This is a genomic window from Kitasatospora sp. NPDC048194 (assembly GCF_043202455.1).
Classification (GTDB): domain Bacteria; phylum Actinomycetota; class Actinomycetes; order Streptomycetales; family Streptomycetaceae; genus Kitasatospora.
Genome location: NZ_JBIDAK010000008.1, coordinates 193,954 through 210,134, shown reverse-complemented (window position 1 = coordinate 210,134; position 16,181 = coordinate 193,954). Strand labels below are relative to the sequence as shown.

Here is a 16,181-nt window from a genome sequence, read left to right as displayed (position 1 = left end):
GACCGACGGCGGCCCCCCCGGGAGTGGTCGGCATCGGCAGCGTCGGCACCCGCTGCCTCATCGTCCTGCTGACCGGCCGGGACACCCGCGACCCGCTGCTCCTGCAGCTCAAGGAGGCCGGCTGGTCGGTGCTCGAGGACCACCTGCCGCCGCTGCGGCACGCCGAGGTCGCCGTCCACCACGGCGGGCGCCGGGTCGTCACCGCGCAGCGCCTGATGCAGGCCGCCGGCGACCTCTTCCTCGGCCGGACCGCGGGCCCCGCCGGACGCCACTTCCACGGCCGCCGGCTGCGCGACCCGAAGGGCTCGGTGGACGTCGACTCGCTGACCCCGGCCGACCTGCGCGGCTACGCCGAGCTGTGCGGGCGCGCCCGGGCCCGCGCCCACGCCCGCACCGGCGACCGGACCGCCTGGCCGTCGCCGGCTACCTGGGCAGCGCCGGCACCTTCGCGGAGGCGGTCGCCGACGTCGCCGTGACGTACGCGGACCGCACGGCGGCCGACCACGCGGACCTGCTCGCGGCGATCGGGACGGGCCGGATCACCGCCGCCCGGGGAGTGTGAGGCCGGCGGGCTCCGCGGCCGACGGCAGCAACTCCGCCAGCCGCTCCAACTGCTCGTACTGGCCCGCGAGGTCGAGCGCGGCGAGCCGGGCGACGATCCGCCGGGCACCGGCCTCGGTGTAGCGGCGCAGGGTCGCGGCGACCTGGTCCGGGGATCCGATGGCGAGCGCCTGGATCTGCGCCACCTCCTCCAGCGGCAGGCCGTAGTTGGAGCGGGCGTAGGCGTCCGTGGCACGCCGGGCCGACTCGGTGTCCTGCTCGATCCGGACGTTGACGAAGAGCGCCGGGGTGACGGCCTCCGGGGCGCGCCCCGCCTCGCGGGCGGCCCGCCGGACGGCGGCGAGCCCGGTGGCGTAGTCGGCCGGATCGGGCGGGTAGGGCAGCCAGCCGTCGTACCGGCGCCCGGTGCGGGCGAGCGCCGCCGGGGTGGCGCCGCCCAGCCAGATCGGCGGGCCGCCCGGGCGGAAGGTCCTGGTGGCGGGCGTGAGTTCGGGGAAGGAGTGGAACTCGCCGTGGAACTCCGTCGCCCCCGCCCACAGCGCCCGCCAGAGCGCGACCGTCTCGTCCAGCCGGGCGAAGCGGCGCTCCCACGGCACCTGGGACAGCTCGTGCAGCGGCCGCCCGAAGCGGCCCGGGAAGCCCGCACCGACGGCGACCGTCAGCCGCCCGCCGGAGAGCAGGTCCACCGAGGCCAGCGCCTGCGCGGCCTGCACCGGCCGGCGCAGCACCGGCAGCAGCGCGCCGGTGCCCAGCCCGATCCGCTCGGTCACCGGGGCGACCGCGGCGAGCATGGTGAGCGGCTCGATCCGGGGCGTGAGCAGGGAGTCGTTGACGAACAGCGAGGAGAAGCCCAACTCCTCCGCCCGCCGGGCGAATCCGATCAGGTCGCGAGGGCCGCCGCCGGGCGCCCACTGGTCCTGGCCGGTGGGGAGGAAAACACCGATGTCCATGCCGATGATCCTCCGGGCTCCGGTGAATGCCCTCAATTCCCCCGGGGGAATGGCGGGCCGGTCCGCTCCGGCGGTAGAAGTGGGGCGTGGACTTCCCCCGGGCGCTGCGCGAGCGCCGCACCGACCGCCGGCTCAGCCAGCTCGACCTCGCCACCCGTGCCGGCACCACCCAGCGGCACCTCAGCTTCATCGAGTCGGGCCGCTCGGTGCCCGGGCGGGGCATGGTGGTGCGGCTCGCCGAATCGCTCGACCTGCCCCTGCGCGAGCGCAACGAGCTGCTGCTGGCGGCCGGCTACGCCCCCGTCTACCCGGAGACGCCGCTGGACGGGCCCGCGCTGGCGCCGGTCCGGGCGGCGATCGACCACATCCTGGCCGGCCACCTGCCGTACCCGGCGCTGGTGGTGGACCGGCGCGGGGACGTGGTCGCGGTGAACGACGCGCTGGACGTGATCACCGCGGGGGCCGACCCCCGGCTGGTCGGGCCCGGCACCAACGCCTACCGGCTGGCCCTGCACCCGGACGGCCTCGCCCCGCGCATCCTCAACTTCGGGGCCTGGGCCCGGCACATCGTCGAGCGGACCCGCGACCTCGGCGAGCTGCACGAGGAGTTGAGCTCGTACGTACCGGAAGCGGTGGTGGGCGAACAGCACCTGGGCTTCGCGGTGCCGCTGGAACTGCGCACCCCGCTCGGCGAACTGCACCTGATGACCACGGTGACCACCTTCGCCACCGCCGTCGACGTCACCCTCGCCGAGCTGAAGCTGGAGGCGTTCCTGCCCGCCGACGCCCGGACCGCCGAACTGCTCGTCAGAGCCAGGGGAACTGGTAGTCGGTGGTGATCCGGCCGGCGGAGTCCAGGACGACGAACTCGTCGCCGCCGCCCACCGCCTCACCGCCTCCGACCGGCACCATCTCCCAGGTGAAGCGGACCACGTCGCGCAGCCGCACCGCATCCGGCCGGGCCCGGAAGGTGAACTCCCCGGGCGCCACGAACTCCTCGTGCGCGCGGGTGACCCGGGACTCCAACTCCCGATACCCGCGCGCCTCCAGCACCGGCTCCGGGAAACCCACCCGGACGGCCTCGGCACGGATCTCCGCCGGCGGGTGGAGCAGGTGCACACCGTCCTCGGCCCACAGCCGCTCGATCGCGCGGCGCCGCAGTCCGGCGTCCGGCTCCGTCCACAAGGCGGCGTAGCGGTCGGCGAGTTGCTGGGCGCTGCTGGCTGCGGCCGTTGTGCCGGTGGTGCTGGTCGTGGCGATGGCGGTGGCGGTGGTCATGGCCGGCTCCTTGACGGTTCGGTCGGTCTGTGCGCCCCATCCTCGGAGCGGCGCGACCACCGGACAATTCCCGTCCGGGAATGGCCGGCCCGTCCGGCGGCCCGCCCCCGCCTCGGAACGTCCGGCCGTCCGGCGGCGCGGCAGGCAGGTACCGGGTGGCGGGCAGGTGCTGGGCACGGGCCTCAGCTGGGCACCGGCCGGACCGCCGCGATCACCAGGGCGACGGCGGTGAGGAGCCCCGCGGCGTAGCAGGGGCCCGAGGCGGCGCATCACCGCCTGGGATCGCGGGGCCCGGCGCACGGAGGTCCGGTGCGCGGCGGCCCGGCGCACGGCGGTCCGGTGCGCGGCGGCCCGGTGCGCGGCGGTCCGGCGCCCCGGGAGTGGGGCGCCGGTCCCGGGTTCACGGCACGAGCAGCCGCAGGGCCTCGGGTACCACCGTGACCTCGACCGGCAGGGCCGCGATGAACTCCCCGTCGGCGTAAGCCGTGATGCCCGGCGAGTCGATCCGCAGGGAGGTCGTGCGCAGGGTGGTGACCTGCGGGTGGGTGACGTGGGTGCCCTTGAAGAGGGTGGGGAAGAAGCGGGCGATCCGCAGCCGGGGCATGGCGTCGACCAGGGTGAGGTCGAGCAGGCCGTCGTCCGGGAGGGCGGCGGGGCACATCAGCATGCCGCCGCCGTAGCTGCGGGTGTTGCCGACGGCGGCCAGGGTGAGGTCGCGCTCGATGACGGTGCCGTCGGCGAGGGTGACCCGGAACGGCAGCGGGCGCAGGTTGGCGAACTCGGCCAGGATGGCGAGGTTGTAGCGCATCCTGCCGCGTGGCCAGCGCAGCCGGTTGGCGCGGTCGCTGACCAGGGAGTCGAAGCCGGTGGCGAGGACGGAGCCGAACCAGCGGACGGCGCCGTCCGGTCCGGTGATCCGGCCAAGGTCGACCCGGCGGGTCCGTCCGGCGGCGATGACGTCGGCGGCGGCCCCGGGGTCGGCGATCGGCAGGCCGTACTCGCGGGCGTGGTCGTTGCCGGTGCCGGCCGGGATCACGCCGAGCGGGACGGGCGTGCCGGCCAGGGCCTGGAGGGCGAGGTTGATCATGCCGTCGCCGCCGACCACGACCACCGCGTCGACGCCGTCCGCCGCGGCCTCGCGGGCCAGCCGGACGGCGTCCTCGGCGGAGCGCCCGGCCTGCGGCTCGACCTCGACGCCGAGGGAGCGCAGGCGGGCGACGGCCCGGCGGGCGGCGGGTTCGGCGTGGCCGACGCCCGCCGCCGGGTTGGTGAGAACGGCGACCCTGCGGACGGTTCTCGGGCCGTTCACGGGATCAGCTTGCCGGGGTTGAGGATGCCCGCCGGGTCGAGTTCGGCCTTGACGGCGCGCAGGATCCGCACGCCCAACTCGCCGATCTCCTCGGTCATCCAGGGCCGGTGGTCGGCGCCGACCGCGTGGTGGTGGGTGATGGTGCCGCCGGCGCGGAGGATGGCGTCCCCGGCGGCCCGCTTGGCGACGGCCCAGCGGGCGAGCGGGTCCTCGCCGAGGGCGGCGACGACGGTGAAGTAGAGCGACGCGCCGGTCGGGTAGACGTGCGAGATGTGGCAGAGCACCAGCGCGCCGGGCAGGGCGCCGGTCAGCGCCTCGGTGACGGCGGTGCGCAGCCCCGGCAGGGCGCTCCAGCCGGCGGCCGTCTCCAGGGTCTCGCACAGCGCGCCCGCGTTGAGCAGGGAGTCGCGCAGGTAGGGGGCGTTGAACCGGCCGTGCTCCCAGGCGCGGGCGGGCTCCTCGCCGAGCGAGGTGCCGCCGGCGGCGAGCAGCGCCGCGCGGGTGAGCTGCTGCCGGGCGGCGACCTGGGCGGCGTCGCCCTCGAAGACGGTGACGGCCAGGCAGCCGCTCACGGTGGGGGCGCCGCCGATCTGCTCGGTCATGGCGAGGTTGACCATGGTCTCGGCCTCGTCGGAGAGCCGGATCACGGTCGGGCCGGTGCCCTGCTGTTCGACGGCCCGCAGCGCGGCGGTTCCGGTGGCGAAGTCGGGGAAGCTCCACGCCTCGTGGGACTTGACGGCGGGCAGCGGGTGCACGCGCAGCCGGACGGCGGTGATCACGCCGAGGGTGCCCTCGGAGCCGAGGAAGAGCTGGCGCAGGTCGGGGCCGGCGGCGGAGGCGGGGGCGCGGCCGAGGTCGAGGACGCCGGCGGGGGTGACCACGCGCAGGCCGCGGACCATCTCGTCGAAGCGCCCGTACCCGGCGGAGTCCTGGCCGGAGGAGCGGGTGGCCGCGAAACCGCCGATGGTGGCGAAGCGGAAGCTCTGCGGGTAGTGGCCGAGCTCCCAGCCGCGTTCGGCGAGCAGGGCCTCCGCGGCGGGGCCGGTCAGGCCGGCTTCGAGGACGGCCTCGCCGGAGGTCTCGTCCAGCTCGACCAGCCGGTCGAGGCGGCGCAGGTCGAGCGAGATGACGGCCCGCAGGGCGCCGCGCTCCGGGTCCAGGCCGCCGACCACGCTGGTGCCGCCGCCGAACGGGACGACGGCGATGCGCAGTTCGGCGCAGAGGGCGAGGACGGCGGCGATCTCCTGCTCGCTGCCCGGCACGACGACGGCGTCGGGTGCGTCCTGCGGCTCCCGGCTGCGGCGGCGCAGCAGGTCGGGGGTGGACTTGCCGCCGGCGCGCGGCAGGCGGTCGGCGTCGGCGGCGCTGACGTGCGCCTCGCCGACGGCGGAGGCCAGCGCTTCGAGGTCCTCGGCGGTGATCCGGGAGGGGCGCAGCACGACCTCGTCGGCGCCGGGTCCGGGGGTGGCGTCGCCGGTGACCCCGAGGGCGGCGGCGAGCAGTCCCTTGATGTCCGCGGACAGCTCCTTGGCGAGGGCCGGGTCGCCCCAGGCGTCCCACTTCATCGGGGGGAGCGGCAGCGCGGCGTTCGCCGGTCCCGCTTGCGTCTCAGGTGCCATGCGTTACAGTTTCACACATCATGTCAAGTAGTAACGTCGAGCCCGCCGAGGCCCAGCCACCCCGCAGCACCGACGACGCGATCCTGGACGCCGCCGCCGACCTGATCGTCCACCTCGGCGTCCGCCGCACCCAGCTGGCGGAGATCGCGCGCCGCGCCGGGGTCAGCCGCCCGACCGTCTACCGGCGCTGGCCGGACGTCCGGGCGGTGATCGGGGCGCTGCTCACCCGGGAGATCCTGGCCACGTTGGAGGGCGCCGCGCTGGACGTCCACGACCGGGTGACCCTCGTCGAGCGGGTGGTCGAGGTCTCCGTCCGGCTGCGCGACCACCCGGTGCTCGGCGCCCTGCTCCGCTCCGACGACTCCGACCTGCTGCTCGAGTACGTGGTCGAGCGGCTCGGCACCAGCCAACGCGGCCTGCTGGAGGCGCTGCGCACCGGCATCGCCCAGGGGCAGGCCGGCGGCTCGATCCGGGCCGGCGAGCCGACCGAACTGGCGGCGATGGTCCTGCTGATCGCCCAGTCCACCGTCCAGTCGCACCGCATGGTCGCCTCCCTGCTGCCCGAGGCGGCCTGGCGGCGCGAACTGGCCAGAGCGCTGAACGGATACCTCGCCCCATGACCACCTCCGCCGGTTCCTCCGGCCACCGCCCGGTGGGCCCGTCCGCCGGCGTCCCCGCCGCGTCCTCGGCGGCTCCGTCCGCCGGCGCCCTTCCAGGCCTCTCTGCGGGCCCTTCCGCCGGCCCGTCCGTCGGCCCCTTCGCCGGGACCAGCCGGCTGAACGCCGCCCGCCGGACGTTCGAGCTGCAGGCGCTCGGCGACGACCCGCGCATCGACCTGCTGGTGATCGGCGGCGGAGTCACCGGTGCCGGGGTGGCCCTGGACGCCGCCTCGCGCGGCCTGCGCACCGTCCTGGTGGAGGCCCGCGACCTCGCCTTCGGCACGAGCCGCTGGAGCTCCAAGCTGGTGCACGGCGGCCTGCGCTACCTGGCCTCCGGCCGGATCAAGGTGGCCCGGGAGAGCGCGGTCGAGCGCGGTGTGCTGATGACCCGCACCGCCCCGCACCTGGTCCACGCCCTGCCCCAACTCGTACCGCTCCTCCCGGACCTGCTGCGCCCCGGCCAGGCCTCGCTGATCCGTGCGGGCTTCCACGCCGGTGACGCGCTGCGCCTCGTCGCCGGGACGCCGGGCACCCTGCTGCCGCGGGTGCGCCGCGTCGACGCCGCCCGCGCCCGCCGACTGGTGCCGGGCGTGCGGACGACCGGACTGCGCGGGGCGCTGGTCGCGCACGACGGCCAACTCGTCGACGACGCCCGGCTGGTGGTGGCCCTGGCCCGCACCGCCGCGCAGTACGGGGCGAGCGTGCTGACCAGGGTGCGGGCGGAGGCCGTGACCGGCTCGTCGGCCCGACTGGTGGACACCCTGACCGGTCAGCAGCTGACCGTCACGGCGGGCGCGGTCGTCAACGCCACCGGCGTCTGGGCGGGCGAGGTGGACACCTCGATCAGGCTGCGGCCCAGCCGCGGCACCCACCTGCTGGTGGACGCCGCCGCCCTGGGGCACCCGACCGCCGCGCTCACGGTGCCCGTGCCCGGGTCCGTCAGCCGCTTCGTCTTCGCCCTGCCGCAGCAGCTCGGCCGGGTCGCGATCGGCCTGACCGACGAGGACGCCCCGGGCCCGATCCCGGACGAGCCGCAGCCCTCCGAGGCCGAGCTGGCCTTCCTCCTCGACACCGTCAACGCCGCCCTCGCCACCGAGCTGACCAGGGAGGACGTCCGGGGTGCCTACGCCGGTCTGCGCCCGCTGATCGACACCGGGGACGGCAGCACCGCGGACATCTCGCGCGAGCACGCGGTGCTGGAGTCCCCGTCCGGGGTGGTCACCGTGGTCGGCGGCAAGCTCACCACCTACCGGCGGATGGCCCAGGACGCGGTGGACACCGCCGTCCGCCTGCGCGGTCTGCCCGCCCGTACCTGTTGGACGGCGCGCCTGCCGCTGGTCGGCGCCCCGGGCCACCGTGACAGCCGCCCGGCCCCGGCCGCCCCGCTGCCCGCCTCGCTGCTCGCCCGGTACGGCGGCGCGGCCCACGAGGTACTGACGGCGGGGGAGTTGACGCAGGTGGCCGACCAACTCGACGTCACCCGGGCCGAGATCGCCTACGCCGTCACCCACGAGGGCGCGCTCGACGCGGCCGACGTCCTGGACCGCCGGACCCGGATCGGCCTGGTGGGGTCCGACGCCGAGCGGGCCCGGAAGGCGGTCGAGGAACTCGTCGCGGAGCACGCCGGGTAGACGGCGGGGACGGCGACGGCCGGTACGGCAGGACGGCGGGAGGGACGGCGACGGCCGGTACGGCTGGTTCGCCGTACCGGCCGTCGCGGTCGCCGTTGCGGCCGGCGGTGGGAGTGGAGCGTTACGAACGGCCCTTGGCGGGCGCCTGGAGGTTCCAGAGCCGCCCGTCGGGGTCGCGGACGGTCATCAGCCTGGTCCCGAAGTGGGTGTCCTCGAAGGGACTCACCACCTCCACGCCCTCGCCCGGCTGGAACGCGTCGGCGTCGGCCACCTTCAGCACCAGCTGGAGCGGCGTCTCCCGGCCCGCCGGGACCTCCGCGATGAAGACCGTCGGGCCGTCACCGTTGCGCAGCTGGCCGGAGTTGTGGTCGGTCTCGAACTCCAGCTCGTAGCCGAGGCTCTGGAAGAACTTCGCGGATTTGCCCCAGTTGTGGGTCTCGATGAACACGGCTTCGATGCCTTCGGTCGCCATCTCAGTCCTCCTGGACGGAATCGTCGAACGGTTGCTCGTGCTGGGGGTGGGGCGCCTCGAGGTAGGCGCGCAGTGCCTCGGCGACCAGGGCCGACAGCGACAGCTCCGACTCGATGGCGCGGTACTTGACCTGCTTGATCAGTTCGACCGGCAGGTACACGTTGAACTGCTTCACATCCTCGTTTCCCACAGCCACGATGCTAGCACTCTAGCTTGCTAGCAAGGTAGCCGAGCGAAAGACCGGAGAAGACCGGATCAGGGGAGCGAGGGACTCGGGAGTGATGGGGCGGCGCGGCCCGGCCCGGTCTCAGCGGGCGGTGCGCTCCGGCATCGGCTCCTCCGCCCCCGCGATCGCCAGTACGCAGTGCAGCGGGTGCTCCGCCCGGCCCGTGCGGTCGAGGGTGACGGCGAGCGGCTGCGGCGGCTCCTCCGGCAGTTGGGCGGAGAGCGTCAGCGGGTAGTCGCCGTGGCCGTGGACGCGGTGGAAGGCGCACTCCTTGCCGTCCACCAGCAACTCGGTCTCGGTGATCAGGCCGGAGCGGACGTTGACGGTGACCGAGTGCCCGGCCCGGTCGACGTGGAAGCTGTACCGCTGGCGCATCGGAACCTCCCGCGAGAGCCTCGCACCGGGGCGGAATCCGCCGAGGCGAACGGAGCGGCCAGGGCCAGTCTAGGTCGGCCCGGCCGACTCGGCGCCCGGTCGCTGCCTGACCGGTGCCCGGACGCTGGCGTCCCACGTGGGCGGGGGAGTACGAGCGGGTCACCCCTGTCCGCCCCGTCCGCCCGTCCACCCCTGAGAAATCCCGGGGGCGGGGGCGACCTGCAGGCGGATCCTCATGATCTCTACAGTGCTGTAGATTCGTCCACAGGGAGAGATCGAGGAGGGCATTGTGGGAGTTTCGCTGGCCAAGGGCGGCAACGTCTCGCTGAGCAAGGAGGCGCCGGGTCTGAGCGCCGTGATCGTGGGCCTCGGCTGGGACGTTCGCACCACCACCGGGGCCGACTACGACCTGGATGCCAGTGCGCTGCTGTGCAACGCGCTCGGCAAGGTGGTCTCCGACCAGCACTTCGTCTTCTTCAACAACCTTCGCAGCCCTGACGGTTCCGTCGAGCACAGCGGCGACAACCTGACCGGCGGCGGCGACGGGGACGACGAGCAGATCAAGGTCGACCTGGCCCGGGTGCCGGCGGACGTCGCCAAGGTGGTCTTCCCGGTGTCGATCTACGACGCCGACGCCCGGCTGCAGAACTTCGGTCAGGTCCGCAACGCCTTCATCCGGATCGTCAACCAGGCCAACGGCCAGGAGATCGCCCGCTACGACCTGACCGAGGACGCCTCGACCGAGACCGCGATGGTCTTCGGCGAGCTGTACCGCAACGGCGCCGAGTGGAAGTTCCGTGCCATCGGCCAGGGTTACGCCTCCGGCCTGCGCGGCATCGCCACCGACTACGGCGTCAACGTCTGACCGAGGTCTGACCGACGTCCGAGCGGCGTCCGAGCGGCGTCCGAGCGACGTTCGAGGACCTCGAGAGATGTGGCGGAGGATCGGCGGCTGCCGGGCTGACGGGTCGATGGGCCGGGAGCCCGCTCAGCCGGACCGCCCGAGCGCGTGTCCGCCGAACCCTCCGCCGCCGGTGACCTGGTCCCGCCACCAGGCGGCCATCGCCGGCTCGTCCATGCCCGGCCAGTCCGGCGCCTCGGTGACCTGGGCCCGCCCCAGTCGGCGGCCCAGGTCCACCAACGCCCGCCCGGCCGCGCTGGTCTCCCGGTCGTACTCGGCGAGCACGGCGGACCAGGGGCCACCGCCCAGCCGTCGTCCCGCCAGCTCGAAGGCGTGCGCGTCCTGCAGGGCCTTCACCGCGCCGCTGGTGTTGTGCGGGCGGACGATCGTCGCCGCGTCCCCACCGATCAGCAGCCGGCCGGCCGTGCGGCGCGGGGCCGCCAGGTCGTAGACGGGCTGGAGCAGGGTGCGTTCGCGCGGAGTCAGCGCGACCACGCCCGCCCAGTACGGCGGCAGGTGACGCTCCGCGAACTCCCGGAGCCCATCCAGCTGGCTGTCGTCGAGGGCGCCCGCGGCGACGGCGGTCGGGCCGTCCAGTCGCAGCCAGGCCGGGGCCGGGCTGTAGAAGACCCAGTTGACCTGGGTGCTCCCGGGGGTCAGTCCGGGGATGCGGTAGAGCACGACCTGGCCGCCCCGGTAGCAGACGGTGACGCACTCCTCCTCCGGCCAGACCCCGGCCCCGCCGGGGAGTTCGGCCAGCAGCGCGGAGTCGTAGCTGCCGCGCCAGCACACGTACCCGGCGTACTCGGGGACGGCCTGCGGGCAGACGGCCGCGCGGACCACCGACCGGTAGCCGTCCGCGCCGATCACCACGTCGTACGGCGTACGGGTGCCGTCGGCCGATTCGACCCACCCGCCGTCGTCGCCGGCGCCACCGTTGCCGCTCGCATCGCCGTCACCGCCGCCGACCGCTGCGACGGTCGTGCCCAGCCGGTACTCCACGGTGTCGGGGGTCCGCTCGCGCAGGGCCTGCCAGAGCACCGCCCAGTGGTGGGAGTGGAACGGGAAGGGCTGGGCCCACAGCAGCCGCCCGCGCCCGTCCGGGCCATCGCCTCCGCCGGGCCGTCCTCCGGTCGGCCCCCGGGTGAGCCAGCTGCGCACGGTGAGGCGGTGGCGGCGGGTCTCCGGCGCCAGATGCCCGGCGTCGACCAGTTCGGCGAAGCGGTCGTTGTGGGTGCAGATGCCCAGGCCGCGGTCCTCCAGCCGGCCGGGGCTGCGCTCCAGCACCACGACCCGCTCCGCCCCCAGCCGGGCGGCCGCCCCGGCGAACGCGCTTCCGGCGATGCTGCCCCCGACCACCGCCACCGAGCCACCGCGCACGGCCGCCCCCTCCCATGAGCCCCGACGCCCGGATGACCAAGTGTCCCGACGACCGGAACCGGATGACCGGATGTCCAGGACTCCGGGAGTCCAGGTGTCCGGATGCCGGGTCTCCGGGTCTCCGGGTGTCCGGTCGTCCGGCCGTCTGGATGTCCGGCCGTCCGGGTCTCCGGGTGTCCGGGTGTCCGGATGTCCGGGTGTCCGGATGTCCGCCACAGGACGATACGCCGTCGGGCCGGGGCGCGGGTGGACATCCGCAGCCCGCTATGCAACTAGTTGCATAGCGCTCCGGCCGTCCCCTACCCTTCGGTAACAAAGCCTCGTGACCCCGTCCCACCGCCGCCCCTTCAGGAGACGTCGATGAGCTCCACGCCCGGCAGCAGCAGCTACCCCCACCTGCTCAGCCCGCTCGACCTCGGCTTCACCACCCTGCCCAACCGCGTGATCATGGGCTCGATGCACGTCGGCCTGGAGGAGGCCCCCGACGGCTACCAGCGGATGGCCGCCTTCTACGCCGAGCGCGCCCGCGGCGGCGTCGGCCTGATCGTCACCGGCGGCATCGCCCCCAACGAGGCCGGTCGGCCCTGGGAGGGCGGCGCGATGCTCACCACCGAGGAGGAGGCCGAGCAGCACCGGGTCGTCACCGACGCCGTGCACGCCGCCGGTGGCCGGATAGCGCTGCAGATCCTGCACTTCGGTCGCTACGCCTACCACCGCGACCTGGTCGCCCCCAGCGCCCTCCAGGCCCCGATCAGCCCCTTCGTGCCCAACGAACTCACCGCCGAGCAGGTCGAGCAGACCATCGAGGACTTCGCCCGCTGCGCCGAACTCGCCCGCCGGGCCGGCTACGACGGCGTCGAGATCATGGGCTCCGAGGGCTACCTGATCAACGAGTTCATCGTCGCCGCCACCAACCGCCGCGAGGACGAGTGGGGCGGCCCGTACGAGCGCCGGATGCGCTTCCCGGTGGAGATCGTCCGCCGGGTCCGCGAGCGGGTCGGCGAGGACTTCATCATCGTCTACCGGCTGTCCATGCTCGACCTGGTGCCCGGGGGCTCCACCCTGGACGAGGTGGTCCAGCTCGCCCAGGCCGTCGAGGCGGCCGGCGCGACCATCATCAACACCGGCATCGGCTGGCACGAGGCCCGCATCCCCACCATCGCGACCTCCGTGCCGCGCGGAGCCTTCGCCTGGGTCACCAAGCGGGTGATGGGCAAGGTCGGCATCCCGCTGGTCACCACCAACCGCATCAACACCCCCGAGATCGCCGAGCAGTTGCTCGCCGACGGCTGCGCCGACCTGGTCTCGATGGCCCGCCCGCTGCTCGCCGACGCCGACTTCGTCACCAAGGCGCGGGACGGCCGGGCCGACGCCATCAACACCTGCATCGGCTGCAACCAGGCCTGCCTGGACCACACCTTCAACCTGCAGATCACCTCTTGCCTGGTGAACCCGCGGGCCTGCCACGAGACCGAACTCGTGCTCTCACCCACCAAGCGGCGCAAGCGCATCGGCGTGGTCGGCGCCGGCCCGGCCGGGCTCGCGTTCACCGTCGCCGCCGCCGAACGCGGCCACGACGTCACCCTGTTCGACGCCGCCGAGGAGATCGGCGGGCAGCTGAACATCGCCCGCCGGATCCCGGGCAAGGAGGAGTTCGACGAGACGCTGCGCTACTTCCGCACCCGGCTGGCCGAGTTGGCCGTCACCCAGCGCCTCGGCGCGCTCGTGACCGCCGAGCAGCTCACCGCCGAGGGCTTCGACGAGATCGTCCTCGCGACCGGCGTCACCCCCCGGACCCCGGCGGACATCCCGGGAATCGACCACCCCAGCGTGCTCGGCTACCTGGACGTGCTGCGCGACGGCGCGGCCGTCGGCGAACGGGTCGCCATCCTCGGCGCGGGCGGGATCGGCTTCGACGTGGCCGAGTTCCTCACCGACCAGGGCGACCAGGCCAGCCTCAACCCGCCCGTCTTCCAAGCCAAGTGGGGCATCGACCCGGAGTACCGCGAGCGCGGGGGGCTGCGTGCCCCCGAGCGGCCGAAGCCGCCGCGCACCCTCCACCTGCTGCAGCGCAAGACCAGCAAGGTCGGCGCCGGCCTCGGCAAGACCACCGGCTGGATCCACCGCACCGAACTCAAGCACCGCGGCGTCACCATGGTCGCCGGCGCCGCGTACGACCTCATCGACGACGCCGGACTGCACCTCACCGTCGACGGCGAGCGCCAACTCCTCCCGGTGGACACCGTGGTGCTCTGCACCGGCCAGGAGCCGCGCCGCGACCTGTACGAGGCGCTGCGCGAGCGCGGCGTGGCCGCCCACCTGATCGGCGGCGCGGACGTGGCGGCTGAGCTCGACGCCAAGCGGGCCATCAAGCAGGGCACGGAGCTGGCCGCGCACATCTGACCACCCGTGGCCGCCGGGCGCCGGTCCCCGGTACGGGCCCGGCGCCCGGCGCCGCTCCGCATCACGCTGCGCCGCCCGGGGCGCCCGGGGCTCCTGGGGCCGGCGGGAGGACGCCTGACGCTCGCCCGGGATCGCCCGGCGCGCGCCCTGGGCCGCCTGACGCTCTCCCCATGGTCGCCCGGCAGCGCCGCCACCACCCCTGACCTGCGCGGATCCCCGCCCGCGCGCCCCGCCCGGCGCCCGGTGGGACACTGGTGACTTGTCCCTGTCCTCACTCCCGACCGGGGGCCAGCCATGTCCCTCCCGAGGCCTCTCCACGCCCTCACCACCGCGGTCGTCGTCGTGACGGCCGTCCTGGGGCCGGCCCGACTGGCGTCGGCGGCACCGGCCCAGGACCTGCCCTCCGCCGACCAGCTGAAGGCGGCGCTGCTCACCGCGGACGACGTCGGCCCCGGCTACACCGAGGCACCCGCCAGCACCGAGAGCCCCGGCCCGAGCGACAACCCCACCCCCGTCACGGGCTGTGACGCGCTCAGCGCCCTGGTCACCATGCACACCGGTCAGTCCAGCCCCGCGACCCCGCACGCCGAGACCGAACTGGACGGCCCCGACGACGGCAACCCGATGGTGACCGAGGCCCTCACCGCCGAGGACCCCGGCAAGCTCACCACCGACCTCAACACCGTCACCGACGCCTTCAAGACCTGCCACACCATCACCTTCACCGCGGGCGACACGGACACGGTGACCTTCACCGTCACCCCCGTCACCCTCGGCGACCGCCAGGACGCCCCCGCCGTCCGCCTCGACGGCACCCTCGCCGGCGTCCAACTCAACGCCTTCATCGGGGTCGAGCGCTTCGGCACCGTCGGCATGGCCTTCGGCTACTTCCAACGCCAGGGCGCCGACTCCCAGACCGCCTCGATGCAGTACCGCACCGCCGTCGCCAAGGTCGAACGCACCCTCGGCACCACCGCCGGCAGCACCACCCCGCCCACGGCCACCCCCACCCAGGGCCTGTCGGTCTGACAGCGCGGGCCTCGCGCGCACCCGACCGGGCCCGGGCGGCCGCACCCCCGTGGCACCCGCCCGGTTGCCGCGTCACGGCAGGTACGTGACCTCCGGGAAGCGCGGCGACGGGCCGTCGAACAGGGCGCTGCCGCGGTGCCGGAGGTGGAGGTCGAAGAAGGCGAGCGGGTAGGCCTGCTGGATGAGGATGCCGCGCCGGGGGTCGAGGGTGCCGACCTGCTCCTGGATCTGCTGCTCGGTCATGCCGAGCAGCTTGCCCGCCTGGGGGATCAGCGTCATGTTGTCGCCGTAGGAGGAGTGGACGGCGCCCTCGACCCGGAGGGTACGGCGCCAGCCGCGCAGGTGGGTCCAGAAGGTCTCGACGGCGGAATCCGGGGTGCGGGGCCAGTCGGCGGTCATCACCAGGAACGGCCGGGCGAGGTCGGTGGTGATGGCCGGGATCATCGGCCCGTCGAGGCTGAGGCCGGCGCGCACGCGGGGGTCGGCGACCGCGGTCTGGGCGGTGACGCTGCCGCCCTTGGACCAGCCGAACATGCCGATGCGCTGCGGGTCGAGGGCGCCGAGCAGGCCCTCGGGCAGCTCGCGCCGGTCGGCGTCCGGGTTGCGGCCGGCGGCGAGGGCCTCGACGCAGTCCAGGACGAAGCGGAAGTCCGGCAGGTAGGCGCGCACGCCCGTGTCGACGTCCGGGTCCTGGGACGGGGCGGTGGCCGGGCCGCCGGGGAACTGGGTGAAGGCGTCGTGGGGGAGGTCGACGGTGATGACGGCGTAGCCGTGGCTGGCGAGCTCCTGGACGATGACCGTGTGGTCGCCCCGGTGGCTGTGCGCGCCGTGGGCGTACATGACGACGGGCAGCCGGCGGCCGGTGCGGTGCACGGGCGCGCCCACGTGCCCGGCGGTCAGCGGGGCGACGGAGAGCGGGAGCGGGAAGCCGACGTCGTCCAGGAAGAGCCGCAGCGGGGCCTCGGCGAGCCAGGGGGCGAGCGGGAAGGCGTCCGCCTGCCGGGCCGGGTACCAGACGCTCGCCATCAGCTCGCGGTACCGCCCGGGCCCGGCGGCCGGGTCCGGCCGGGAGGTGTCGCGCAGGTGGAGGGCGACCGTGCCGACGGCGTACGGGCCGGTGGGCGGCGGCAGGGTGAGCCGTTGCGGCGAACTGCCCGGAGCGGCGGGGGACTCGGCCCGGGTGGTGGAGGACTCGGCCCGGGCGCTGGGGGCCGCGGCCCGGGCGCTGGAGGCTGCGGCCCGGGCGGTGGAGGCCAGGCCGAGCGGGGCAGCCGCGCCCAGCGCCATGGCAGAGCCGAGCATGCGGCGGCGGGTCAGTCCGTGGGAGCCGGTGAACGGCGTGGTGTCCATGCGCGGAACGGTGTCACGCGGCGCGAACGTCGGGCATC

16 protein-coding genes are annotated in these 16,181 nt (G+C 74.8%); 7 read left to right on the top strand and 9 right to left on the bottom strand.

Annotation, left to right across the window (positions count from 1 at the left end; genetic code table 11):
- The first annotated feature begins 23 nt into the window (after positions 1-23).
- On the top strand, positions 24-476 hold the full coding sequence (locus ACGF07_RS13520) for a DUF2252 family protein (protein ID WP_392898190.1): 453 nt from the start codon (positions 24-26) through the stop codon (positions 474-476).
- Between the two features lie 63 nt (positions 477-539).
- Here the strand turns inward: ACGF07_RS13520 and ACGF07_RS13515 are convergent, their stop codons facing one another.
- Positions 540-1,511, bottom strand: a complete 972-nt coding sequence (locus ACGF07_RS13515) for an LLM class flavin-dependent oxidoreductase (RefSeq protein ID WP_392898187.1) — start codon at positions 1,509-1,511, stop codon at positions 540-542.
- A gap of 86 nt (positions 1,512-1,597) precedes the next feature.
- On the opposite strand from ACGF07_RS13515, the gene ACGF07_RS13510 reads away from it, so the two are divergent.
- On the top strand, positions 1,598-2,350 hold the full coding sequence (locus ACGF07_RS13510; RefSeq protein WP_392898185.1) for a helix-turn-helix domain-containing protein: 753 nt from the start codon (positions 1,598-1,600) through the stop codon (positions 2,348-2,350).
- Here the strand turns inward: ACGF07_RS13510 and ACGF07_RS13505 are convergent.
- The 3 genes from ACGF07_RS13505 to ACGF07_RS13495 form a co-directional block, all read right to left on the bottom strand.
- On the bottom strand, positions 2,319-2,789 hold the full coding sequence (locus ACGF07_RS13505; protein ID WP_392898183.1) for a hypothetical protein: 471 nt from the start codon (positions 2,787-2,789) through the stop codon (positions 2,319-2,321). The two genes, ACGF07_RS13510 and ACGF07_RS13505, sit on opposite strands and share 32 nt — an antisense overlap.
- Positions 2,790-3,189: 400 nt before the next feature.
- Positions 3,190-4,098, bottom strand: coding sequence for a diacylglycerol kinase (locus ACGF07_RS13500; protein WP_392898180.1), 909 nt, complete (start codon positions 4,096-4,098; stop codon positions 3,190-3,192).
- Positions 4,095-5,717, bottom strand: a complete 1,623-nt coding sequence (locus ACGF07_RS13495) for an FAD-binding oxidoreductase (protein ID WP_392898177.1) — start codon at positions 5,715-5,717, stop codon at positions 4,095-4,097. Before ACGF07_RS13495 ends, ACGF07_RS13500 begins: the two co-directional genes overlap by 4 nt.
- Before the next feature lie 20 nt (positions 5,718-5,737).
- On the opposite strand from ACGF07_RS13495, the gene ACGF07_RS13490 reads away from it, so the two are divergent.
- Positions 5,738-6,337, top strand: a complete 600-nt coding sequence (locus ACGF07_RS13490) for a helix-turn-helix domain-containing protein (RefSeq protein ID WP_350746000.1) — start codon at positions 5,738-5,740, stop codon at positions 6,335-6,337.
- Positions 6,334-8,007 carry a glycerol-3-phosphate dehydrogenase/oxidase gene (locus ACGF07_RS13485; protein WP_392898174.1) on the top strand — a complete coding sequence of 558 codons (1,674 nt, stop codon included), beginning with the start codon at positions 6,334-6,336 and terminating at the stop codon, positions 8,005-8,007. Before ACGF07_RS13490 ends, ACGF07_RS13485 begins: the two co-directional genes overlap by 4 nt.
- 121 nt (positions 8,008-8,128) lie before the next feature.
- On the opposite strand, the gene ACGF07_RS13480 is transcribed toward ACGF07_RS13485, so the two are convergent.
- The 3 genes from ACGF07_RS13480 to ACGF07_RS13470 all read right to left on the bottom strand — a co-directional run bounded on the left by ACGF07_RS13480 (position 8,129) and on the right by ACGF07_RS13470 (position 9,080).
- A complete protein-coding gene (locus ACGF07_RS13480) occupies positions 8,129-8,479 on the bottom strand; it encodes a VOC family protein (protein WP_392898171.1) in 351 nt (116 codons plus the stop codon).
- 1 nt (position 8,480) lies between these two features.
- Positions 8,481-8,669, bottom strand: coding sequence for a CopG family transcriptional regulator (locus tag ACGF07_RS13475; RefSeq protein ID WP_392898168.1), 189 nt, complete (start codon positions 8,667-8,669; stop codon positions 8,481-8,483).
- 117 nt (positions 8,670-8,786) lie between these two features.
- On the bottom strand, positions 8,787-9,080 hold the full coding sequence (locus ACGF07_RS13470; RefSeq protein WP_350746559.1) for a hypothetical protein: 294 nt from the start codon (positions 9,078-9,080) through the stop codon (positions 8,787-8,789).
- Positions 9,081-9,369: 289 nt separating this feature from the next.
- Between ACGF07_RS13470 and ACGF07_RS13465 the strand changes: the two genes are divergently transcribed.
- A complete protein-coding gene (locus ACGF07_RS13465; protein WP_350746556.1) occupies positions 9,370-9,945 on the top strand; it encodes a TerD family protein in 576 nt (191 codons plus the stop codon).
- 123 nt (positions 9,946-10,068) lie between these two features.
- Here ACGF07_RS13465 and ACGF07_RS13460 read toward each other — a convergent pair whose 3' ends face one another.
- Positions 10,069-11,361 carry a monooxygenase gene (locus ACGF07_RS13460; protein WP_392898164.1) on the bottom strand — a complete coding sequence of 431 codons (1,293 nt, stop codon included), beginning with the start codon at positions 11,359-11,361 and terminating at the stop codon, positions 10,069-10,071.
- A gap of 360 nt (positions 11,362-11,721) precedes the next feature.
- On the opposite strand from ACGF07_RS13460, the gene ACGF07_RS13455 reads away from it, so the two are divergent.
- Together ACGF07_RS13455 and ACGF07_RS13450 are read left to right on the top strand one after the other, a co-directional pair.
- Positions 11,722-13,764 (top strand): FAD-dependent oxidoreductase, encoded by a 2,043-nt coding sequence (locus tag ACGF07_RS13455; protein ID WP_392898162.1) that lies wholly within the window; start codon positions 11,722-11,724, stop codon positions 13,762-13,764.
- Positions 13,765-14,058: 294 nt separating this feature from the next.
- Positions 14,059-14,793 (top strand): hypothetical protein, encoded by a 735-nt coding sequence (locus tag ACGF07_RS13450; protein ID WP_392898160.1) that lies wholly within the window; start codon positions 14,059-14,061, stop codon positions 14,791-14,793.
- A 72-nt stretch (positions 14,794-14,865) separates the two neighbouring features.
- Here ACGF07_RS13450 and ACGF07_RS13445 read toward each other — a convergent pair whose 3' ends face one another.
- Positions 14,866-16,143 carry an alpha/beta hydrolase family protein gene (locus tag ACGF07_RS13445; protein WP_392898158.1) on the bottom strand — a complete coding sequence of 426 codons (1,278 nt, stop codon included), beginning with the start codon at positions 16,141-16,143 and terminating at the stop codon, positions 14,866-14,868.
- Positions 16,144-16,181: the final 38 nt, after the last annotated feature.